Here is a 21837-nt window from a genome sequence, read left to right on the forward strand (position 1 = left end):
GGCGGCTTACGCCGGTGACATCACCAGCGGGGCGATCGCGCCCGCGCGTTCGACGACGGCGTCGGCCTGCCACTGAGCAGGCGCGAGCGAGTCACCGCAATAACCATAGGCCGCAGCCACCGTTGCCATTCCAGCCGCTTTGCCTGCCTGCACGTCGCGTAGATCGTCTCCGACGTACACGATCTGTGCGGGTGCAATGCCCAGGCACTCCGCTGCGTACAACAACGGCGCAGGATGTGGCTTGCTGTGCGGTGTGGTGTCGCCCGAAACCACGCAGGCGGCGTTGTCCGCAAGCCCGAGCAATTTCACGAGTGGGTTGGTGAGGCGTGCTGCCTTGTTGGTCACGATGCCCCAGGGCATACCGCGCTCGGCAAGCGCCGCGAGCAGGGCGGGGATGCCTTCGAACAAATGGCTCTGCACGCACAATGCGGCTTCGTAGTTGGCAAGGAAGGCGTCTCTCAGGGACGCAAAGGCAGCATCCTCCGGCGTGACACCGAACGCACTGCCAATCAATCCGCGAGCGCCATGCGACGCCTGCAACCGCAGCGTTTCATAAGGCCCGGGCGGCAGACCTCGGTCTATACGCACCTTATTGACCGCGGCGACGAGATCGGGCGCCGTGTCGGCGAGCGTGCCGTCGAGGTCGAACAGCACGGCGCGAATGTCGCCATGCAATAGGGTCGGGGCGGGGGTGTCGAGGAGGGAGTCGGAGACTCGGGCGGGGGGCTCGAACATATCAGGCGTCGCGTGTGCACGCGATCATGTAGTTGACGTCGGTGTCGCGATTGATCGAGTAACGCTTGCTGATCGGATTGTAGGACAGACCACGCATGTCGCGCAGGGTGAGACCGCTGGCACGGGTGAACGACGCCAGTTCCGACGGGCGAATGAACTTGGCGTAGTCATGCGTGCCGCGCGGCAACATGCGCAGGACATACTCGGCACCGACCACGGCGAGCAGCCAGGCCTTCGGATTGCGGTTGAGCGTGGAGAAGAACACATGACCGCCCGGCTTCACGAGGGTGGCGCAGGCGGCCACGATGGACGCGGGCGAGGGCACGTGTTCCAGCATTTCCATGCATGTGACTACGTCGTACGTTCCTGCGTCGCGCGCAGCGAGCGCCTCGGCGGCGATTTCTTCATATTCGATGTTCAGGCCCGCTTCGAGGCTGTGCAGATCCGCCACGCCAAGCGCTTTCTTCGACAGGTCGATGCCTTTCACGCGTGCGCCCTGACGGGCCATCGATTCGGAGAGGATGCCACCGCCGCAGCCGATATCGAGCACACGTTTGCCTTGCAGCTGCACATGTTGTTCGATCCAGTCCAGGCGCAGCGGGTTGATCTCGTGCAGCGGTTTGAATTCGCTGTGCGGATCCCACCAGCGGTGGGCCAGTTCACTGAATTTATTGAGTTCTTGCAGATCGGCGTTCATCACTTGCTCATGGACATTGACGGATCGACGCAGACCGGATGTGACATGGCCGCGCGTGCCCTGTGAACCGGATGGTCGGCGGGCGCCGTCGAGATGCGGCAAGTATAACGAAGTGAGTACGCCCATGTCCAAAGCGCAAGGCGTGACGGGGACTTCGCGGTTATCGTCAGGGGCGTAGCGACACGCGCGCCGGCAGGCAGGCGTGGCATGAGAATACCGGGCCACGTCTACCCGCCCGTCTGCCCGAAAGGTCAGAGACTCCGTTCACGCCGGACGGCAGCGGCCGAACGTGCTGAAACGAGATGGATTCAGGGGCGAAGGCGGCGACCCGAAGTCGCCGCCTGCATATCGTGGTCGCTCCGGTTCGGGGGGGCGCTTACCTCCCCCGTGTCAGGCGGCGGCCGGCAGATGGGCCAATACAGCGTTCGGGTCGTGATAGACGAGGCCGAGCGCCTCGGCAACGCCCCGGTTGGTCACCATGCCGCGCGCGACATTCAGGCCCGCGAGAAGATGCGGGTCGGCGCGCATGGCGGCAACGGCGCCATGGTCGGCCAATTGAAGAATGAACGGCAGCGTCACGTTGTTCAGGGCAAAGGTCGAGGTGCGCGGCACGCCCCCAGGCATGTTGGCGACGCAATAGTGCACGACCCCATCGACGACATAGACGGGGTCGGCGTGCGTGGTCGGGTGCGACGTCTCGCAGCATCCGCCCTGATCGATGGCGACATCGACGATGACCGAGCCTCTGCGCATCAGGCCGAGCATCGCCCGCGTGATGAGCTTGGGTGCTGCGGCACCGGGAATGAGTACGCCGCCGATGACGAGGTCGGCGTCACGCAAATGGCTTTCGATGGCGTGCTGCGTCGAATAGACGGTTTGCACGCGGCCGCCAAACTGCGCGCTGATGCGGCGCAAGGCGTCGACCGATTTATCGATGACGGTCACCTGCGCGCCGATCCCGACCGCAACGGTTGCGGCATTGGTGCCGACGACCCCGCCACCCAGAATGACGACCTTGCCGGCTTCCACTCCCGGTACACCCGAGAGCAGCAGCCCAAGTCCCCCGTGGGTTTTTTCGAGCGCCGTGGCGCCTGCCTGAATCGACATGCGGCCTGCGACCTCCGACATGGGCGCAAGTAACGGCAAGCCGCCGCTTGCGGACGTCACAGTTTCATACGCAATGCACGTGGCGCCACTCTTGATCAGGTCGCGCGTCTGTTCCGGGTCGGGGGCGAGGTGAAGATAAGTGAACAGCGTGTGATGAGGCCGCAATCGCGCCCGCTCGATCGCTTGAGGTTCCTTGACCTTGACGATCAGCTCGGCACGGTCGAAGACATCGACGGCGTTGGCAGCAATGCGCGCACCGGCAGCCGCGTAGATCGTATCGTCCATGCCAATGCCTTCGCCCGCTTGGGTCTCGATCCACACCTCATGCCCGCGTGCCACCACCTCGCGTACGGCTGCGGGCGTCATGCCTACGCGATATTCGTGGTTCTTGATCTCCTTGGGTACACCGATCTTCATGATGCGTCTCCTGTGTTGTGTTTTGTTGGAACGGCAAACAACGGGTATGACAATGCGGCAAGGACAAACAAAAACGGCACCCGAAGGTGCCGTTTCGCGAATCAGGCGAAGGCCGGTTGGGCCTGTGCCTCCGACGCGCCGCTGTAGCGCGCCACGGACAGGTCGTCCGCGAGGATGGCGGGCCGGCGTCCGGACATCAGATCGGCCAGCAGTTGGCCCGACCCGCAGGACATGGTCCAGCCCAGCGTGCCGTGTCCGGTATTCAGGAACAGGTTGCGCAGCGACGTGGCGCCGACAATCGGCGTACCGTCCGGCGTCATGGGGCGCAAGCCTGTCCAGAAAGAGGCTTGTGCCGTGTTGCCGGCGCCCGGATAAAGGTCGTTGACCACCATTTCGAGTGTGGCGCGGCGTGCCGGATTGAGCGCCTTGTTGTATCCGACGACTTCGGCCATGCCGCCAACGCGGATGCGATCGTCGAAACGGGTCACTGCGATCTTGTAGGTCTCATCCAGGATCGTCGACACCGGAGCGCGCGAGGCGTCGACGATTGGCACGGTGATCGAGTACCCCTTGAGCGGATACACCGGGATGTCAACGATGCCGCGCAGGAACGGGGTGGAATACGAGCCGAGCGCAACGACGTAGGCGTCCGCACGTTGCAGCATCCCTGCGCAAACCACGCCCTCGATCTTGTCGCCAGCCACGCTCAGCCCATCGATCGGCATGTCGTAACGGAATTTCACGCCAAGCGCTTCGGCCATGGCCGCCAGTCGCGTGGTGAACAACTGGCAATCGCCGGTTTCGTCGTTGGGCAGGCGCAGGCCCCCCGTCAACTTGTGTGCGACGGTAGCCAGTGCGGGCTCGGCGCCGGCCAGCGCCTGGCTATCCAGTAACTCGAACGGCACGCCGGCCTCTTCGAGTACGGCGATGTCGCGCGCGGCATTGGCCAGTTGCTCTTCCGTACGGAAGAGTTGCAGCGTGCCTGCCTGGCGGCCTTCGTAGGCGATACCCGTTTCGGCGCGCAACTCGCGAAAGCAGTCGCGGCTGTATTCCGCGATTCGCACCATGCGTTCCTTATTGACGGCATAACGCTCGGGCGTGCAATTGCGCAGCATCTGATAAAGCCATTTCAATTGCGTGAGCGTGCCGTCCGGACGAACGGCAAGCGGCGCGTGCTTCTGGAACAGCCATTTCACGGCCTTGGTCGGAATCCCCGGGGCCGCCCAGGGCGACGCGTAACCGGGCGAAATCTGGCCGGCGTTGCCGAAGCTGGTTTCGAGCGCCGGACCCGCTTGACGATCGAGCACCGTGACGTCATGCCCGGCCTTGGCCAGGTAGTAGGCGCTGGTAACGCCGATGACGCCGCTGCCGAGAACGATGACCTTCATTGCGTTGACTCCTGTAAAACCATAGTTATGCAGTAATAATTCGCATGCTATTCTCGGATTGGTAGGTTTAGTTAATGTATATCGCCTGAATTCAGGAATTAATCATGAGAGTGCAGCAGCAATCGGTCCGCACGCTGGACCGGCTCGATCGGCGGATCCTGACGTTGCTTCAACAAGACGGCCGGATGTCCATGAAGGACCTGTCGGAACAGGTCGGGCTGTCGATAACCCCGTGTATCGAACGCGTGAAGCGCATGGAGCGCGACGGCGTGATCATGGGGTACTTCGCCCGCGTGAACCCGGCGGCGCTCGGGGCGGCACTCCTGGTGTTCGTGGAGATCACGCTCGATCACAAGTCCGGCAACATGTTCGATCAGTTCCGCCGGGAAGTGCTGCGCATTCCGGAAGTCATGGAGTGTCACCTGATCTCCGGCGACTTCGACTACCTGATCAAGGCGCGTATTCGTGAGATGTCCGAATACCGCAAGTTGCTGGGCGACATTCTTTTGCAACTGCCGGGCGCCGTGCAGTCGAAAAGCTACGTGGTGATGGAGGAGATCAAGGAGACGCTCACCGTGCACGTCGAGGAGTGATGCGCACACGCGGGCGTGTGAGGCCGCGGCTTTGCAACTTGGAGGTGACGTGGGGCCGTCGATAGACGGCGCTATCGGGCGCTATCGGGCGTTATTGAGCGTTATCGAGTGTTATCGAGCGCCCGCGAGGCTGCGGCATCGACCCGCGTTGACGGAGCGCCTGCGGGAGCCGCACATTGCGGCGCCGCATTTGACGGTCTGTCAGAAAAGCGGCATTTGCGGGTCGACTTTGCCGGTGGCTCCGGCGCTGATCGCGTCGCGTCGGATCGTTGTGCCAACCGACGTAGCGTTGCCGTTCGTGTCAGCGGCGCCGGGCGGCCGATCGGGGACGCGAAACTGATCCACTCTCAATGGCGGACGCGCCTGATTGAGCCCCAACTTGCGGGCCGCCAGATGGAAGCGCTGTCGAATCAACTCGGCATGCAAGCCGGTCCCCCGCATGCGGGAGCCGAACTCCGCACTATTGTGTTTCCCCTCCCGGACTTGTTCGATCAGGCTCATCACGTGGCGCGCCCGCATTGGGTAATTGGCTTCGAGCCAATCGACGAATACGTCGTGAACCTCTCTTGGAAGTCGCAACATCACGTAGCCGGCGTACGTCGCACCAGCGGAGGCTGCCGTCGTCAGCACACGTTCGATGTCGAAGTCGGTGAGGGCGGGCACGATCGGCGCCACGATCACGCCGGTCGGGATGCCGGCGTCGGTCAACTTGCGAATGGCCTCGATACGCTTGGGCGGCGTATTGGCGCGGGGCTCCATCTTGCGGGCGATCTCCGCATCCAGCGTTCCCACCGAAATGAAAACCCTCGCGAGTCCACGTTCGGCCATGCGCGACAGGATGTCGATGTCCCGAGTGACCAGTGCCGACTTCGTCGTAATGCCGACCGGATGGCCAAAGCGCTCAAGCACTTCGAGCACGCCTCGCGTAATGCCGTACTCCCGCTCAATCGGTTGGTAAGGGTCGGTGTTCGCGCCCAGTGCGAGCAGGGCGGGTTGGTATCCGCGCTTGCGCAATTCGGCATCGAGGCGTTCGGCGGCGTTGTGCTTGGCATACAGGCGAGTTTCGAAGTCGAGCCCTGGGGACAGTCCGAGATAGGCGTGCGTTGGCCGCGCAAAGCAATACGTGCAGCCGTGTTCACATCCGCGATAGGGGTTGATTGAACGGTCGAATGGAATGTCGGGCGACGTGTTGCGCGAAATAATCGTTCGTGCGGTCTCCAGGGCGACCTGCGTCACGAATTTGACCTCGCATTCCTGGGCCGCGTCCGATTCGTGGCGATTCTCGTCGCTTTCGCGACGAAATTCCGAGAAGCGCGATTCGAGATTGGCCGTAGCGCCTCGGCCTTTGCGCGACGGGGGCGGCGCGAATGAGGATGCCATGGTTTGTCTCCTGTCGTCTGCTGAATGGCAGACCCTGTGACGCATCGGCGGCAGTCGCAGGGAATGATCGTCATTATACTGTGTTTTTATACAGTATTTTGACGGAGACGAAAGATGACAGCGAATGCAGTTGCCGTGGCGGCGGACATGCCCTTGGTAGTGGCGTGCTGGAAGGAGTGGACCGCCTGGGCGAAGTTATGCGTCGTGCTCGGGAGCCACGGGTGGAATATACGGGGCGATGGCTCGCGCAATGGCATCGAGCGCCCTGTCATCGGCGTTGGGACGTTGCCGGGCGAGGTGAATGGCTCGCTGGGTCAACAGGGAATAGAGCGTCGCATGGTTGCCTCCCATTGCGGCAAGCGCTTCCGTGTGTCGCGTAACGATGCCGGCATCGCCGCGCGACACCGGCCCGGCGAGTGCGCCCGAAAGCCCGCGCTCGCGCGCGGCATTGAGCGTCCCCATCACGAGCGGCCACATCGCCTCGCGGGCGTCTTCCGCCGGAAGTCCGATCGCCTTCCACAGTTGCGTCGCTTCGTCGAGCAGACAAAGCAGAAAGCTGGCAGCGTAGTTGGCGCCCGCGTGATATCGCATGCGCTCGCCCGCAGGAATCGACAGGGCGCGGCATCCCATGTCGCTCGCGAGACGTTGAAGCACTTCGTTCAGCGGCGCTTCGGCCTCGATCGTGATCGCGCTGCCTGCAAGGCGAGTTGCGTCATCGTCCAGTCCCGCAAAGAGAAACAGCGGATGGAATCCGCCAATTTGTCCGCCGCTCTTCGTCGCACGCGTAAGCAGTCCGACTTCGGAAGCTCCGCTGCAATGCACGAGCGCCTGATCGGCGCGCGGCGTGAGGTAGCACGCGCATTCGGCAATGGCGTCGTCGGGGACCGTAAGAAACACTACGTCGGCCCGCGAAAAGACAGCGTTCATGTCCCCGGGGCGGTCAATGGTCAGTGCGTGGCAGTTACGCAGTGCTGCTGCGACACGCTCCGCGTTTTCCCCGCGGCGGCTGGCAATGACGGGCACTTCGTATCCCGCCCTGGCGGCAGCGCCTGCCAGGGCGCTGGCGACACGTCCCGCGCCAATGAAGCCCAACGTCGGCCGGGGCGGGAGTGGTGGCGAAGTGAGCGTCACAATCGGGGCCTACTGGGACAGCCGGTTCGGCGTGTCGTGGATTTCGAAGTACGTCTGGAACGCCACGGCGAGGCCGACCATCATCAGCATGGCACCGACAAACAACGACACGCTGACGATGATCACGGCGATCCAACCCGAACGGGATTTGGCCGTGACCTGAGTATTGAATTGTGCGTTCCAGCGCTCATCCGGACGAAGTCCGTAGACGATCGCCGCGAGGAACGCGGAAAACAGCGAGATGGCACCGAGAACCGTCAATACCCATCCCGCCGAGGAATGCAGCTCGCTCGTCACAAGCAGACCCCAGCCAGCCACCCCGCACGCAGAACCCACGATGTGGGCCCAGCCGAAGCGATCGCGCAGGCCGTACAAATAGAAGCGATGCAGGCCCAGTGTGCCGAACAGCATGGCGAGGCCGGCGGTCAGGGTCTTGGACTTGTAGGCGACTGCGTTCATTGGATGTGGTTATCGGGCAGGCGTTTCGCGAAGGACTTCGACGAGCGTCCAGCGCATGCTCGACGCGTCAGCGGGCGGATTGGCCACGGGTTCGCCGTGAATTTTCACGCGGTATTCTACGCCGGGCTTCCACTCGAAGCCATCGATGTGGGCGTACCACAGCTCCCATTGCGATTTTCCGGTGTCGTCCGCCGTGCGAACGCGCAAACACTTACGCGGCGCCACGCCGACGCAATCGGCCATTTGCGAATCGACATCCAGAATGCGGTCTTCTGTCTTGGTCGTGCCGCTTGCGCCCGCGACCGGTCGGTTGAGCAGTGTTTGAGACGCGTAGGTCAGTGTTTCACCGTTGGGGGCGCTCAGTGTCAACTGCGTATCGCGGCGCTCAAAACGGGTCACGCTCGGCAGTGTCTTGAGATAACGCGTCTCGAATGCCATCGAATCCGCGCATGCCATGCGTGTCGCGGCAGGGGCCTGAATCGTGACCTGGCCCTTGCCCGGCCCGAGCGTGTACTGACCGAAAATTCGATTGCAGCCGCCGGTGCCGGAGAACGCGCCCTTGTCGTTGAACGTGAGATTGATCGCGCGGCCCTCAGGCAGGCTCGGGGCATCGCTCGCGCCCTCCCATTTCACCAGTTGCCAGGTGCCGAGAATGTCGGCCGGGCCCGTCGCGGCAGCGGTGGTGTCGGTGGCCCCCGACGACGGATTCGTGCCCCCGCCGGTCGGTGCGGCGCAACCGGCCAGCATGGCGGCCGGCACGAGGAGGGTCGCCAGATAGGTGGCGAACGAGGTGGGGCGGAGCGAGAGTCGGCTTTGCGTCATGATTTTGAATGGGTGTAGTTGCACAGGGGGCAGGAACGGCCAGAGGCGCGTCGAACGCAGGGCAGTGTGTTCAAACGGTGCCGTGAGTACCACGACCGGTTGACAGAGGCTGCAAGGGGACAGTTCCTTGCGTAGGGCTGGGGACATTTCCCAAACGGTTTGGCTAACTGTCATGGCGGGGCCTCAAGGCTTCCGGTATGTGATGCGGTATATCGCACCGGCATAGTCATCGCTAATCATTAGGGAACCGTCCGGCAATGTCAGCAGGTCGACGGGGCGACCCCATACGGAATCGTCGGCGCCCAGCCAGCCCTGGGCAAAGACTTCCTGTTTCACCACGTTGCCTTTCGCATCCAGCGCTACACGTACGACCCGATACCCGACCTTGCTGCTTCGGTTCCATGACCCGTGTTCAGCGATAAAGATACTGCCGCGATACTCCTCGGGGAATTGCTTACCTAAATAGAAGCGCATGCCAAGTGTTGCGACGTGAGCGCCAAGTTTCGCCTTGGGCGGCGTGAAAGCGCTGCAAGATTTTTCCCGTCCGAAGTCGGGATCCGCAATGTCGCCTGCATGGCAATACGGGAATCCGAAATGCTCGCCGTGACTGGTGAGTCGATTGAGTTCGTCGTCGGGCATATCGTCACCCATCGAATCGCGACCATTGTCGGTGAACCATAGCGCATTTGTGCCGGGCTGCCAGTCGAATCCCACGGTGTTGCGCACGCCGCGGGCCACGACGCGCCAATCGGTGCCATCCGCTTTCATGCTCCCGATCATGGCGTAGCGATTTTCGTCTTGATGGCAGGCATTGCAGGGGGCGCCAACGCCCACGTAGAGGCGTTGGTCGGGGCCGAAAGCGATATATCGCCAGCCGTGGTGGCTTTCGGACGGTAGCTTGTCGTAGACGGTCACCGGTTTGCCGGGATTGTCCAGACGATTTTCGATGTCCTCCAGTTTCACGATGCGTGAAACGGCGGAGATATAGAGGGTGCCATTACGAATGGCGACGCCGACGGGCATGTTCAGCCCCGAGGCAACCGTGCGGATTTTGGCGGCGTAGGCGCGCGAGGGGTCGAGCGTGATCGCGTAGACGTTACCCTGCGCGCGACTTCCGACAAACAAGGTGCCTTTCGGGCCTAGCGCCATCCCCCGCGCGCCGGGGACTTGATCGGAGAGCACTTCGACGTGGAAACCGGGCGGCAGCGACAGCTGCTCGATCGGAAGGGCTTCGCGCGCGGTCACGAGTTGAGAGGCGCAGGCGAGGAGCGCGCCTAGAAGACGTTGCCATCCATTGGGAAATCCTGGCATTCGGGACTCGCTTCACGCAAAGGATGCGTGCATTGTAGACCAGGCCCCGCAGGGGCGCGGCAGGGCCGCACTGGCGGCGCAATTTTGGCGCGGTATGGCGGGGACCACATTCCGTTTGGCGAAGTGTTTGTTTTGACGAGGGTTTTGCGCTATAATCACGCGTTTTCTGTCCGAACACTTCTGGATTCACAAGGATTTAATATGGTCGTTATCCGCCTGGCTCGCGGCGGCGCGAAGAAGCGCCCGTTCTACAACATCGTTGCAACCGACTCGCGTAACCGCCGCGATGGCCGCTTCATCGAGCGTATTGGCTTCTACAACCCGGTCGCTGCCGAAGGCACGGAAGGTCTGCGTATTGCTCAAGACCGTCTGACGTACTGGCAAGGCGTTGGCGCACAACTGTCGCCGACCGTGGCTCGTCTGATCAAGCAAGGCGCCAAGGCTGCTGCCTAAGCTTTCAGATAGTCGAGCTGTACGCATTGCTATCGGTTTGCCGATGGCATGAGAATTGAACGGCGGTGCCTGTTCCTGAGTGATCCGGAGCAGGCATCGCCGTGTGTTCGTCACAAGGTTGGATTGGCATGGTTCGTACCGCACGTGAGCGGGTACCGCTGAAAATCGGTGCTGAAGCGCGTCGCGCCTCCGGCATGCGCGCTGAGCAGGTCCTCGCCCCGGTGACCGAAGTCCCCGACGATCTCGTCGAGCTTGGTTACATCGGCGATGCCTACGGGATTCGCGGCTGGATCAAGGTGCAGCCGCACACGGGTGAGGGCGAAGGCCTCTTGTCCGCAAATTGCTGGTATTTCCGCCGTCCCGGTGAGTCCGCCTTTACGAAGGCCAACGTGCTTCATAGCCGTGGACACTCGGGCACGGTCGTCGCGCAATTGCGTGGAAGCGAGAACCGCACGGCTGCCGAGGCGCTCAAGGGCCTTCAGGTCTGGGTGCCGCGAAGTGCATTTCCGACAGCTGGTGAAGACGAGTTCTACTGGGTCGACCTGATTGGCGCCCAGGTGACGAATTTGCAGAACGAATTGCTGGGGAAGGTCGTCGGCTTGCTCGATAACGGCGTGCATACCGTGTTGCGTGTCACATACGACGTGCCTGCCATCGACGACAAGCCCGCGAAGACCGCCGAGCGCTTGATCCCGTTCGTTGGCCAGTATATTCAGACCGTCGACACCCAGGCCGGGCGCATTGTGGCCGACTGGGGTCTCGATTACTGAATTACCGATTGACCGCCCGGTGGCTTTTGCGCCCGGGCACCTATGGACGGAACCGGTCTGATGCAGTTTGACGTCGTCACGCTCTTTCCCGAAATGTTTCGGGCGCTGACCGACTGGGGCGTCACCAGCCGGGCGCTCAAGCAGTCGCGCTACGGTTTGCGGTTTTGGAATCCGCGTGATTTCACGCACAACAACTACCGCACGATCGACGATCGCCCTTATGGCGGCGGGCCTGGCATGGTGATGCTTGCCAAGCCGCTCGACGATGCGATTGCCGCTGCAAAGGCGGCGCAGGCACAAGCCGGTGTGCCGCGTGGTCGGGTGTTGTTGATGTCGCCGCAAGGCAAGCCGTTGACGCATCGTCGGGTCGTAGAGCTGCGCGAGCAGGAGCAGGGTCTGATTTTGCTTTGCGGACGTTATGAAGCCATCGATCAGCGATTGATCGATCGCGTGGTGGATGAAGAAGTCAGCGTCGGCGATTTTGTGCTCTCCGGCGGTGAAATACCGGCCATGGCGCTTATGGATTCCCTGATCCGCCTGCTGCCGGGGGCGCTGAACGATGAGCAATCGGCGGAGCAAGACAGCTTCGTCAATGGGTTGCTCGACTGTCCGCATTACACGCGGCCGGAAGAATACGAAGGTGTGCGCGTGCCCGACGTGTTGTTGGGCGGGCATCACGCAGAGATTGAAAAGTGGCGGCGCCGTGAGGCGTTGGCCAACACTTGGCGCAAGCGACCCGATTTGATCGAGAGCGCACGCGCCAACGGATTGCTCAGTCGTGCCGATGAGGCATGGCTGGCAAGCCTGCAGGCCGATTCGGCCAAGTAGGTTCGGGTGTCGTCATGGGGACGACATTCGGTTTGAACCCATCCTCTGTCGGGGCCGGCTCGCCGGTATAACGTCGATACGATGGCACAAGGAGTGGTAAATGAATCTGATCGCCAAGATCGAGCAAGAAGAAATCGCGCGTCTGACCGCGAACAAGACGATCCCCGAATTCGCCCCGGGCGATACCGTGATCGTCAACGTGAACGTGGTTGAAGGTAACCGCAAGCGCGTTCAGGCTTACGAAGGCGTCGTGATCGCCAAGCGTAACCGTGGCCTGAACTCGGGCTTCATCGTCCGCAAGATTTCGTCGGGTGAAGGCGTTGAGCGTACGTTCCAGACGTACTCGCCGCTGATCGCCAGCATCGAAGTCAAGCGTCGTGGTGATGTTCGTCGCGCGAAGCTGTACTACCTGCGTGAGCGTTCGGGCAAGTCGGCACGTATCAAGGAAAAGCTCACGTTCAAGAGCAAGCCTGCCGCCGCCGAGTAAAGTCGGGCGCCGCTACGTCTGGCGACCTGTGGCCGGGCGCAGCAAAAGTTGTACGGAAAAGCACCCTTCGGGGTGCTTTTTTCGTTCTGCCGCATTCGGTCGTGCGTCACGCGGCGGTGCGGCGGTGCGGCGGTGCGCCCGGTCCGGCATAACGCGGGTATGCCGCGAATTGCCGCGTGAATGGCATTTTCTTCGCGCATACGCACTTTCGGCTTCCTCGCTAAAATAGCGAAGTTATCTATCCTGAAAAGGTCTACGTGGCCCCACCTCTTATCCTGCATCCTGAAGCGTTACCTATCGTCTCGACGGGCGAGGGTGAGCCTTCGGTGCCGGCAGAGCGGTTGACGCCTACAGCGCTACGTGACCGCCTGGCCAGTCCGCCGATCTGGACGCCAGAGTCCGGTATCGTCGAATTGACCTCTCCCTCGCTGTTCACGCCACGTGCCGCCGCGGTCTTGGTACCGCTGGTGATGCGACCGCATGGCACCACCGTGTTGCTCACGAAGCGGACCCAGCATCTGAGTACGCACGCGGGGCAGGTGAGCTTCCCCGGAGGAAGTCGGGAACCCGACGATCCCACCCCCGTTGCGACGGCCTTGCGCGAGTCACGCGAAGAAATTGGGCTGGACGCCGGCGCCGTCGAGGTTATCGGAAGTTTGCCGGACTACGTGACCGGCACCGGCTTTCGTGTCGCGCCGGTTGTGGGACTTGTCAAACCTCCGTTCGACCTGGTGGCCGATACCGGGGAGGTGGACGAGATTTTCGAAGTACCGCTGGATTTTCTGATGAATCCGGCGCATCACCAGATTCGTGTCTTCAATTATCAGGTCGGCGAGCGCCGTTTCTACGCGATGCCTTACCCGAAGCCGGCAGGCGGTGAGTATTTCATTTGGGGAGCGACGGCCGGCATGCTGCGGAATTTCTATCAATTGTTGCGCGCCTGACGCGAAAGGCGGTCGGGCAGTGCGGGCTGTGCGCTCAAATGCGTTGGCGAGTGCGTCGTCAAGGCGCACCGGGCGGGCATTTGCGAGAAGCTGTGCTATCGTTACACCATTCCGTCCGGTGATCTGATCGCACGCATGACATTCTTCTCGGTACTCCTCGCGCTGATCCTCGAGCAGGTGCGTGCCCTCTCCACGCAAAACCCGATCTACAACCTGATCCGCTCCCACGCGACACACACGTCGCAGTCGTTCGACGCTGGGCAGCCGCGTCATGGCGTGCTTGCATGGCTGGTCGTCGTCGTACCGTTTGTCCTGGCCGTTGGCGTCATTTACTACCTGCTGATGCGGGTCAACATTTTCCTGGGTTTTGCCTGGAACGTGCTGATCGTCTATTTGACGATGGGTTTTCGCCAGTTCAGTCATTACTTCACCGACATTCACGTTGCGCTCAATAACGACAACGTCAACGAAGCGCGCGAGATCCTGCGTCAATGGATCGGCATCGATACGGTCGATATGCCGGTGGACGAAATCGTGCGCCATACGCTGCTGCATGCGGTTATCGCGTCGCATCGCCACGTCTTCGGGGTGTTCTTCTGGTTCCTGATGCCGATCGGTCCGGCGGGCGCCGTGTTGTACCGACTCGCGGAGTACCTGTCGCGCCGGTGGACGGAGGCCGCACCGGATCGCAGCCCGGCGTTCGGCGCGTTTGCACGCAAGGCGTTCTACGTCATCGACTGGGTGCCTGCACGCCTCACCGCCATCGGCTTTGCGATCGTCGGTAACTTCGAAGACGCCATCTACGCATGGCGTCATTACGCCAAGCAATGGCCGAATGAAAACGAAGGCATTCTGCTGGCAGCCGGGAGCGGTGCACTGGGCGCGCGACTGACCGGACCATTGGCCGAAGTGTCCAGCGTTGATGCCCTCAATCAAGGTGACGACGCAGTGTTGCCCGTCGGTAGCGAGTGCACGCCGCGCACCCTGCAGGCGGCGGTCGGTTTAGTGTGGCGCGCAGTGCTGCTGTGGATGCTTCTGTTGCTCTTACTCACGCTTGCCGTCTGGTTGGGCTGATTTTTCTAGTTGTGCAGGACCGACAAAAAACCCCGCAGACGCGGGGTTTTTTTGTCGCATGGCGTGTGCGCTGTGGTCGCTTAATACGGGATTTGCTGTTCCGACTCATGGACGAGCTGCGCATAAAGGGCGTGGCGCTGCTGAGAAATCCGTCCATCGGCAACGGCTTCCAAAATCGCGCAGCCCGGCTCCTTCAGGTGATGACAGTTGTAGAAGCGGCATCCGGTCAGGAGTGGGCGAAATTCGGGAAACGCCCGCTCCAGTGCGCCTTCCTTGAGGTGATGCAGGCCAAATTCCTGAAAACCGGGGGAATCGATGAGCAGACCACCCTCCGGCAGATGAAAGATGCGCGTGAAGGTCGTCGTGTGCTTACCTGAATTCAATACCGTCGAGATTTCGCGTGTTGCAGCGTCCGCGTTGGGCACCACGAGGTTCACCAGACTCGATTTCCCCATCCCGGACTGACCGAGCAGCAGCGAGGCCTGATGCGCCAGGCGGGGCAACAATAGCGCTTTCGCTGTCTCGGGATCCGCACGCACCGACAACTCGAGGACTTCGTATCCGAGTGCCCGGTATGGCGCCAGACGTTCGCGCGCCGCCGGCAAAGCGCCGGACACGTCCGTCTTGTTCAGGACAATCAGCGGCCGCAATTCATTCGCCTCCGCTGCGACCAGGGCGCGGCCAAGCAGGTCCTCGCTGAAGTACGGTTCCGTCGCCAGCATGATGACCAACTGATCGATGTTGGCGGCAAAGAGCTTGCTCTTGAACTGGTCGGAGCGGTAGAGCAGGTTGCGCCGCGGCAGAATCTCCTCGATGACGCCTTGATCGCCCGTACGCGCCCAGGACACCTCATCGCCAACGGCGATTTCGCTCTTCTTGCCGCGAGGAAAGCACAGCACGGTCTCCCCATCATCCGCTTCGACAACGTAATGACGGCCGTGGGCCGCGGCCACGCGTCCGTGGCGTCGCTCCTGTTCGGTCGATTGAACTGCTTGCGTTTTACCCTTGGCGCCGCGCTTCATGCGTGCCCCAGCAGACGGTCGATGCGCTGGGACGCGGGCGGGTGGGAATAGTAAAACGCGGTGTAGAGCGGATCGGGTGTCAATGTCGACGCGTTATCTTGATAAAGCTTGACCAGTGCATTCACGAGGTCGCTCGCCTGCGTCTGGCTCGCGGCGAACGCGTCGGCTTCGAATTCATGTTTGCGCGAGGTGAGACTGCTGAGCGGGCTGGCGAAGAACCCGAACACCGGCAGGACCAGGAAGAAAAGCACCAGCGCCAACGCGTTGTTGCTACCGGTCATCGACGGCATCACCCCCAGTTCTGTGTAGAACCACGTTTTACCGGTGAGCCAGCCGAGCAGCGCGAGAAACGCCAGCGACAGGGCGAATGCAACGACCAGACGCTTGGTGATGTGGCGACGCTTGAAGTGCCCGAGTTCGTGCGCCAGAACGGCCTCGATCTCGGCAGGCGAGAGTCGCTCGATCAGCGTGTCGAAGAACACGATGCGCTTGGCTCGGCCGAATCCGCTGAAATAGGCGTTGCCGTGTGCGGAGCGCTTCGAGCCGTCCATGACGAACAGCCCTCGTGCCGCGAAGCCGCAACGCTGCATCAGCGCCTCGATGCGCTGCGCGAGCGATGCATCCGAGAGCGGTTCGAACTTGTTGAACATCGGCGCAATGACGTGCGGAAAGATGAACTGCACGAAAAGGTTGAACGCGACCCACACGACCCACGTGTAAATCCACCAGAGTGGCCCGGCCTGGTCCATCAGCCACAGCACGACGAAAAGCAGCGGCAAGCCAAGCACGATGCCGACGGCCGTTCCCTTGATCATGTCCGCGATGAACAGCCCGAGCGACATGCGGTTGAAGCCGAAACGCTGTTCGATCACAAATTGGCGGATATAAGTGAAGGGCAGATCGACGACACCGGAAATGAGCAGTACTGCGGCAATGAGGGCGATCTGACCGACATACCCCTCGCCGAGCCACGCCGAGATGCCGACGTGCAGCAGGTTCAGCCCGCCCAATAAGGTAAAGGCGACGAGCAGCACCGCTTGCGCAAAGATCTCCGCCATACCGAGCCGGGTACGGGCGACGGTGTAATCGGCGGCGCGCTGATGATCGGTCAACGTGATCGTGTCGGCAAAGCGCTCGGGCACCGAGGCCCGATGGGCCACGACATGGCGGACCTGGCGGGCGGCCAGCCAGAGCTTGGTCATGACCATCGCCAACAGGAAGATCACGAAGAGATAAGTGAACATGCGCTTGAGGAGAATCCGAAGTATGCGAGAATTATAAGTTCTTTCGACCGGTGAGGCGCCGTGCCGGTCGCTTTACGACGCGTTTTCCAGAGTCTTCCGATCATGTCTTCCATTCCATCCCAAAATCCCACGCTCGCCGACGCCGAAACCACGCTCGCGCGTGCCGAGTTCAATTTGGTCTGGCTCGACATGGAGATGACCGGCTTGCAGCCCGACAGCGACCGCATCATCGAGGTGGCGGTTGTCGTTACCGATTCGGCACTCACGCGCCGCATCGAAGGGCCGGTATTCGCGATTCACCAGTCCGACGCCGTACTCGACGGGATGGACGACTGGAACAAGTCCACGCATGGCCGGTCCGGGCTGATTGATCGGGTCAAGGCGTCGACGGTCGACGAAGCGGGTGCGGAGGCGCAGCTGATTGAATTCCTGAGCCAGTACGTGCCGCCGAACAAGTCGCCGATGTGCGGCAATTCGATCTGCCAGGATCGCCGCTTCATGGCGCGTTACATGCCCAAGCTCGAAGCGTTCTTCCACTACCGGAATCTGGACGTCAGCACACTCAAAGAGTTGTGCCGCCGCTGGGAGCCGACGGTCTACAAGGGTTTCACCAAGCGTGCCGCGCACACGGCGCTGGCCGACATCCACGAATCGATCGACGAACTGGTGTACTACCGTGAACACTTTCTGAAGACCGCTGTGCCCGTGACCACGGCCTGAATTTCTGCGAACCGGGTTTCTGCGAAAACCGGGAGCACAAGCATGAACGCCAGCGGATTCGCTGGCGTTTTTGCATTTTGGGAGGGGGAGCGGCGAGGGCCGATGAGGCAGGTTGCCGCCATCGCCGACGTCCTTCGCGTCGCTTAAGCCGATTTCGGTGCTCGTATCGCGTTCTTGGGACGGAAGGCCTTGCAGACCGTTTCGTTCGTCTCGATGTACGGCCCGCCGATCAGATCGATGCAATAGGGCACCGCCGCGAAAATGCCAGGCACGACCGTCTTGCCGTCCGCGTCGCGCAGCCCTTCGAGCGTTTCCTTGATGGACTTCGGCTGCCCGGGCAGATTGATGATGAGCGCCGCGTGATCTGCCGTCTCGCGAATCACGGCCACCTGTCGCGAGAGGATCGCTGTCGGTACGAAGCGAAGGCTGATCTGGCGCATTTGCTCGCCGAATCCGGGCATCTCTTTGGTGCCGGCGAGCAGCGTGGCTTCGGGCGTGACATCGCGCCGCGCAGGGCCCGTGCCGCCGGTGGTCAGCACCAGATCACACTGCAGCGTGTCCACCAGTTCGATCAGGGTCGCCGTGATGCCCTCGGCGTCGTCGGGAATCAATCGGCTTTGCGCCACCCACGGCGACGTGAGCGCGCTGCCGAGCCACGCCTGAAGCGCAGGAATGCCCTGGTCTTCATACGTGCCCTGACTGGCGCGATCGCTGATGGACACCAGACCTACGCGAAGTTCGTCGGGATGTGCGCGGGCAACCATCAATCGTCCTCGCGTGTTGGGAATTCCGGAAGATCGTTATCGGCCTCGTCCGAAGTTTCGGCTGCGGCAGCGCCGGTTCCGAGCAAATCCTTGAGGACCTGAAACAATTCGCGGAACGCCTTGGGCGGCTTTTGCGCGGCCTGCTCACGGCGGGCGTTGCGAATGAGCGTGCGGAGTTGCTGGGCATCGGCGCCGGGATGTTGCGCGAGCAGTTCGGTCAGCGCCTCGTCCTTGGCCAGCAGGCGTTCACGCCACCGCTCCAGCGCATGCAGCTTGGCGGTTTCGGCCTTGGAGACGCCCTTGATGACATCCAGCGCGCGCTGGATGGCCTCGATTTCCCTCTCGTCGAGCGTGCGCATCTGCTTGCCCACGTACTGCAACTGTCGGCGTCGGCCCTCATGGGCCGTGATGGTGCGGCAATCGCGAACGGCGCGCTCGAGGTTTTCGGGCATCGGCACGCGGGCGAGCGCGTCCTTGGCCAGATTGACCAGTTCTTCGCCCAGATCCTGCAGGGCATGCGACTCGCGCTTGCGCTGCGACTTGCTCGGGCCTTCGTCGGAAAGCTCGCTATGGGCGATACGGTTAAAGCGTTGAATGTGCGTCATAGCCGCTATTGTAACGCGGCGCGCGTCGTCCAAATAGTTGCTTGGGCTACGCACGACGGCTCGCAAGTCGCGCTAAGATGGCGGTTCCTATTCAGCCACTGACCGAATCGCGCCGATGTCCCAAGCGACCCAGCATTTCACGCATACCCAGGATCAACTCAAGGAAATCGTCAGCGACGTGCTGCAGTACGCCCGTTCGCTCGGCGCAACCGACGCAGCGGCGGAGATCTCCGAGGGCGACGGCCTGTCGGTCTCGGTGCGGCGCGGCAAGGTCGAGACCATCGAGCGCAATCGCGACAAGCTGGTCGGCGTCACCGTATTCATCGGCCAGCGCCGCGGTAACGCAAGTACCTCCGACTTTTCCCGCAAGGCGCTGCACGACACGGTCGACGCCGCCTACAACATCGCCCGTTTCACCGCGGAAGACGATTGTGCGGGCCTCGCCGAGTCCGAGCTGCTCGAAATGCATCCGCAGGACCTGTCGCTGTTCCATCCCTGGGACATTACGGCAGACGAGGCGGTCGAACTGGCTCGTCGCGCCGAGAAGGCCGCGCTCGACGTGAGCCCGATCATTCGCAACTCCGAAGGCGCGGCCGTCTCCGCCCAGCACTCCCAGTTCCTGCTTGGCACGACCCGGGGCTTCCTATCCGGTTATCCGTACTCGCGCCACTACCTGTCGGTGTCGCCGATCGCGGGCTCCGGCAGCCACATGCAGCGCGACGACTGGTATTCGTCCAAGCGCGCGGCCGGCGATCTGGCGTCGCCCGAGGCGGTCGGTCGATACGCCGCCGAGCGCGCACTGGCGCGGCTGAACGCCCGCAAGCTGTCCACGCGCAAGTGCGCGGTGCTCTTCGAGGCTCCGCTCGCAGCGGGGCTGCTGGGGGCATTTGTGCAGGGGGTGAGCGGGGGCGCGCTGTATCGCAAGGCGACATTCCTCGTCGACACGCTGGGCAAGCCGGTTTTCGCTGACCATGTCGGTATTCACGAAGATCCGCACGTGCCCCGCGCCATGGGCAGCGCGCCTTACGACGAAGAAGGCGTCAAGACGCGCGCGCGCGACGTTGTGAGCGACGGCGTCGTGCAGGGTTATTTCCTCTCGACCTATTCGGCACGCAAGCTCGGTATGCAGACGACCGGGAATGCGGGCGGCTCGCACAATCTGCGTATGTACAGCAAGCTGACCGCGCCGAGCGACGACTTCCGCGCCATGCTTCGCAAGCTGGGGACCGGGCTGCTGGTGACTGAGTTGATGGGGCAGGGCGTAAATTATGTGACGGGCGACTATTCGCGCGGCGCTTCGGGGTTCTGGGTCGAAAACGGCGAAATTCAGTATCCCGTCGAGGAAATTACGCTGGCGGGCAATCTGAACGACATGTTCCGGCAGATCGTCGCGATCGGTGCCGACACGCTGGTGCGGGGTACCAAGGAAGTCGGGTCAATCCTGATTGAACAAATGACCATTGCCGGTCATTGATGCTGCGAAAAGCCGTTATGGCGCCACAAACGCGTTGCATTTGTGCGCCATTGCGGGGCAAATGCTCAATTATCGTGTCCGGCGCAAGCAGTTTGCGATATCCTTAGGGGTTTTCTTAAGCCGTGGCTTAAGAACAGATACGGTAGTTAGGGTAATGGGCGCGCTCATAAGGCGCGCCTTCTCATAACTAGAGACTAGGTATTGGAGGAAGAGGACTCATGAAAAGCACCATGACCAAGTTGCTGAGCGCACTTGTCGCTACGGGGATGGTGGCTGCGGCCCACGCAGCCGATCTGAAGATCGGTGTGGCCGAAGCACTGTCGGGCGGCGCTGCGCAATACGGTATCGCCATCAAGAACGGTTTCCAGCTCGCCGCTGACGAAATCAACGCCGCCGGCGGCATCAACGGCAACAAGCTCGTGCTTCAGGTCGAGGACGAGCAGGGCAAGAAGGAAGAGGCGATCAACGTTTTCAAGAAGCTGATCTTCCAGGACAAGGTGCTCATGGTCTTCGGCCCGACACTGTCGAACTCGGCACAGGCTGCCGACCCGATCGCGCAAGCCGGCAAGACGGTGGCGTTCGGCACGTCGAATACCGCTGACGGCATTACCTCGATTGGCGATTACATCTTCCGCAACTCGGTGACCGAAGCCGACGTGCTGCCCGAGACCATCAAGGTTGCGGCCAAGCACACGGGCATCAAGAAGGTCGCGGTGCTCTACGGCAACGACGATGTGTTCACCAAGAGCGGCTACGACAACTTCAAGAAGGCCCTCGAAGACCTGAAGATTCCGGTCACGACGACCGAAACGTTCGCCAAGGGCGATGTGGACTTCAAGGCGCAGCTCACGAAGATCAAGGCTTCCAACCCGGACGCCATCGTGCTGTCGGCACTGATCGCCGAAGGTGCGCCGATCATGGTGCAGGCGCGTCAACTGGGCATCAACGTCCCGTTCATCGGCGGCAACGGCATGAACTCGGTCAAGATCTTCGATCTGGCCAAGGGCAGCTCGGACGGCCTGTGGGTGGGTAGCCCGTGGTCGATCGAGAACAACACGCCGGCCAACACCAAGTTCATCGCCGCCTACAAGGCGAAGTACAACGTGGCGCCGGACCAGTTCGCCGCGCAATCGTACGACGCGATGTACATCGCGGCGGGCGCGATCAAGAACGTGAAGATCTCGGGCAATCTGGACGCCGACCGCAAGGCCCTGCGCGATGCGCTGCCGAAGGTCACGCACGACGGTGCGACCGGCAAGTTCGCCTTCCGTCAGGCAATGGGCAAGAACGGCAAGCCGGCCGGCTACGATGCACAACAGGCACCGATCGTCAGCGTGACGAAGGGTGGCAAGTACGTCATCGAGAAGTAACTAGCCCGGCAGTACTTGAAGAAGTCCGCATGGGCGTAGGGC

At 62.0% G+C, this 21837-nt stretch carries 23 protein-coding genes; 10 read left to right on the plus strand and 13 right to left on the minus strand.

What is annotated here, in order from left to right; genetic code table 11:
- Positions 1-6: 6 nt before the first annotated feature.
- From gph to PCA31118_RS13515, 4 genes are all read right to left on the minus strand, one after another.
- Positions 7-735, minus strand: coding sequence for a phosphoglycolate phosphatase (gene gph, locus PCA31118_RS13500; protein WP_150625719.1), 729 nt, complete (start codon positions 733-735; stop codon positions 7-9).
- A 1-nt stretch (position 736) separates the two neighbouring features.
- Entirely contained in the window at positions 737-1435 is a 699-nt protein-coding gene (gene ubiG / locus PCA31118_RS13505; RefSeq protein WP_150625720.1) for a bifunctional 2-polyprenyl-6-hydroxyphenol methylase/3-demethylubiquinol 3-O-methyltransferase UbiG, read from the minus strand.
- A gap of 387 nt (positions 1436-1822) precedes the next feature.
- Positions 1823-2956, minus strand: coding sequence for an alanine dehydrogenase (ald, locus tag PCA31118_RS13510; protein WP_150625721.1), 1134 nt, complete (start codon positions 2954-2956; stop codon positions 1823-1825).
- Positions 2957-3057: 101 nt separating this feature from the next.
- Positions 3058-4344, minus strand: a complete 1287-nt coding sequence (locus PCA31118_RS13515; RefSeq protein ID WP_150625722.1) for a D-amino acid dehydrogenase — start codon at positions 4342-4344, stop codon at positions 3058-3060.
- A gap of 104 nt (positions 4345-4448) precedes the next feature.
- On the opposite strand from PCA31118_RS13515, the gene PCA31118_RS13520 reads away from it, so the two are divergent.
- A complete protein-coding gene (locus PCA31118_RS13520; protein ID WP_069341766.1) occupies positions 4449-4937 on the plus strand; it encodes an Lrp/AsnC ligand binding domain-containing protein in 489 nt (162 codons plus the stop codon).
- A 201-nt stretch (positions 4938-5138) separates the two neighbouring features.
- On the opposite strand, the gene PCA31118_RS13525 is transcribed toward PCA31118_RS13520, so the two are convergent.
- From PCA31118_RS13525 to PCA31118_RS13545, 5 genes are all read right to left on the minus strand, one after another.
- Positions 5139-6317 carry a PA0069 family radical SAM protein gene (locus PCA31118_RS13525; RefSeq protein WP_150625723.1) on the minus strand — a complete coding sequence of 393 codons (1179 nt, stop codon included), beginning with the start codon at positions 6315-6317 and terminating at the stop codon, positions 5139-5141.
- Between the two features lie 195 nt (positions 6318-6512).
- A complete protein-coding gene (locus PCA31118_RS13530; protein WP_150625724.1) occupies positions 6513-7448 on the minus strand; it encodes a Rossmann-like and DUF2520 domain-containing protein in 936 nt (311 codons plus the stop codon).
- 9 nt (positions 7449-7457) lie between these two features.
- A complete protein-coding gene (locus PCA31118_RS13535) occupies positions 7458-7907 on the minus strand; it encodes a TM2 domain-containing protein (RefSeq protein WP_150625725.1) in 450 nt (149 codons plus the stop codon).
- A gap of 9 nt (positions 7908-7916) precedes the next feature.
- Positions 7917-8729, minus strand: coding sequence for an META and DUF4377 domain-containing protein (locus PCA31118_RS13540; protein WP_174990463.1), 813 nt, complete (start codon positions 8727-8729; stop codon positions 7917-7919).
- A gap of 183 nt (positions 8730-8912) precedes the next feature.
- Complete coding sequence (locus tag PCA31118_RS13545) at positions 8913-10040, minus strand: PQQ-dependent sugar dehydrogenase (RefSeq protein WP_150625727.1); 1128 nt, start codon at positions 10038-10040, stop codon at positions 8913-8915.
- A 201-nt stretch (positions 10041-10241) separates the two neighbouring features.
- Here PCA31118_RS13545 and rpsP point away from each other — a divergent pair, with 201 nt between their 5' ends.
- The 6 genes from rpsP (at position 10242) to PCA31118_RS13575 (ending at position 14596) form a co-directional block, all read left to right on the plus strand.
- Positions 10242-10493 (plus strand): 30S ribosomal protein S16, encoded by a 252-nt coding sequence (gene rpsP, locus PCA31118_RS13550; protein ID WP_017234865.1) that lies wholly within the window; start codon positions 10242-10244, stop codon positions 10491-10493.
- Positions 10494-10621: 128 nt separating this feature from the next.
- The gene (gene rimM / locus PCA31118_RS13555; protein ID WP_246190223.1) at positions 10622-11263 is read left to right on the plus strand and encodes a ribosome maturation factor RimM; all 642 of its coding nucleotides are present in this window, start codon (positions 10622-10624) and stop codon (positions 11261-11263) included.
- 60 nt (positions 11264-11323) lie between these two features.
- The gene (gene trmD / locus PCA31118_RS13560) at positions 11324-12091 is read left to right on the plus strand and encodes a tRNA (guanosine(37)-N1)-methyltransferase TrmD (protein WP_150625728.1); all 768 of its coding nucleotides are present in this window, start codon (positions 11324-11326) and stop codon (positions 12089-12091) included.
- Between the two features lie 100 nt (positions 12092-12191).
- The gene (gene rplS, locus PCA31118_RS13565) at positions 12192-12578 is read left to right on the plus strand and encodes a 50S ribosomal protein L19 (protein WP_044455193.1); all 387 of its coding nucleotides are present in this window, start codon (positions 12192-12194) and stop codon (positions 12576-12578) included.
- A gap of 257 nt (positions 12579-12835) precedes the next feature.
- Positions 12836-13522: a CoA pyrophosphatase gene (locus tag PCA31118_RS13570; protein WP_246190224.1), complete on the plus strand. Its 687-nt coding sequence runs from the start codon at positions 12836-12838 to the stop codon at positions 13520-13522.
- Between the two features lie 135 nt (positions 13523-13657).
- Positions 13658-14596: a CobD/CbiB family protein gene (locus PCA31118_RS13575; protein ID WP_150625729.1), complete on the plus strand. Its 939-nt coding sequence runs from the start codon at positions 13658-13660 to the stop codon at positions 14594-14596.
- Positions 14597-14676: 80 nt separating this feature from the next.
- Here the strand turns inward: PCA31118_RS13575 and rsgA are convergent, their stop codons facing one another.
- The gene (gene rsgA / locus PCA31118_RS13580) at positions 14677-15618 is read right to left on the minus strand and encodes a ribosome small subunit-dependent GTPase A (RefSeq protein ID WP_150625730.1); all 942 of its coding nucleotides are present in this window, start codon (positions 15616-15618) and stop codon (positions 14677-14679) included.
- Positions 15615-16862 carry a M48 family metallopeptidase gene (locus tag PCA31118_RS13585; RefSeq protein WP_150625731.1) on the minus strand — a complete coding sequence of 416 codons (1248 nt, stop codon included), beginning with the start codon at positions 16860-16862 and terminating at the stop codon, positions 15615-15617. Before PCA31118_RS13585 ends, rsgA begins: the two co-directional genes overlap by 4 nt.
- Positions 16863-16964: 102 nt before the next feature.
- On the opposite strand from PCA31118_RS13585, the gene orn reads away from it, so the two are divergent.
- A complete protein-coding gene (gene orn / locus PCA31118_RS13590; protein ID WP_150625732.1) occupies positions 16965-17582 on the plus strand; it encodes an oligoribonuclease in 618 nt (205 codons plus the stop codon).
- A 143-nt stretch (positions 17583-17725) separates the two neighbouring features.
- On the opposite strand, the gene mog is transcribed toward orn, so the two are convergent.
- Together mog and yjgA are read right to left on the minus strand one after the other, a co-directional pair.
- Positions 17726-18346, minus strand: coding sequence for a molybdopterin adenylyltransferase (gene mog / locus PCA31118_RS13595; RefSeq protein WP_150625733.1), 621 nt, complete (start codon positions 18344-18346; stop codon positions 17726-17728).
- On the minus strand, positions 18346-18951 hold the full coding sequence (gene yjgA, locus PCA31118_RS13600) for a ribosome biogenesis factor YjgA (RefSeq protein ID WP_150625734.1): 606 nt from the start codon (positions 18949-18951) through the stop codon (positions 18346-18348). The genes mog and yjgA overlap by 1 nt, the downstream gene beginning before the upstream one ends.
- A 115-nt stretch (positions 18952-19066) precedes the next feature.
- Here yjgA and pmbA point away from each other — a divergent pair, with 115 nt between their 5' ends.
- Positions 19067-20425 (plus strand): metalloprotease PmbA, encoded by a 1359-nt coding sequence (gene pmbA / locus PCA31118_RS13605; protein ID WP_150625735.1) that lies wholly within the window; start codon positions 19067-19069, stop codon positions 20423-20425.
- 218 nt (positions 20426-20643) lie between these two features.
- Complete coding sequence (locus tag PCA31118_RS13610; protein ID WP_044455202.1) at positions 20644-21795, plus strand: ABC transporter substrate-binding protein; 1152 nt, start codon at positions 20644-20646, stop codon at positions 21793-21795.
- The last annotated feature ends 42 nt before the right edge of the window (positions 21796-21837 follow it).

The organism is Pandoraea captiosa (assembly GCF_902459775.1).
In the GTDB taxonomy this organism is placed as follows: domain Bacteria; phylum Pseudomonadota; class Gammaproteobacteria; order Burkholderiales; family Burkholderiaceae; genus Pandoraea; species Pandoraea captiosa.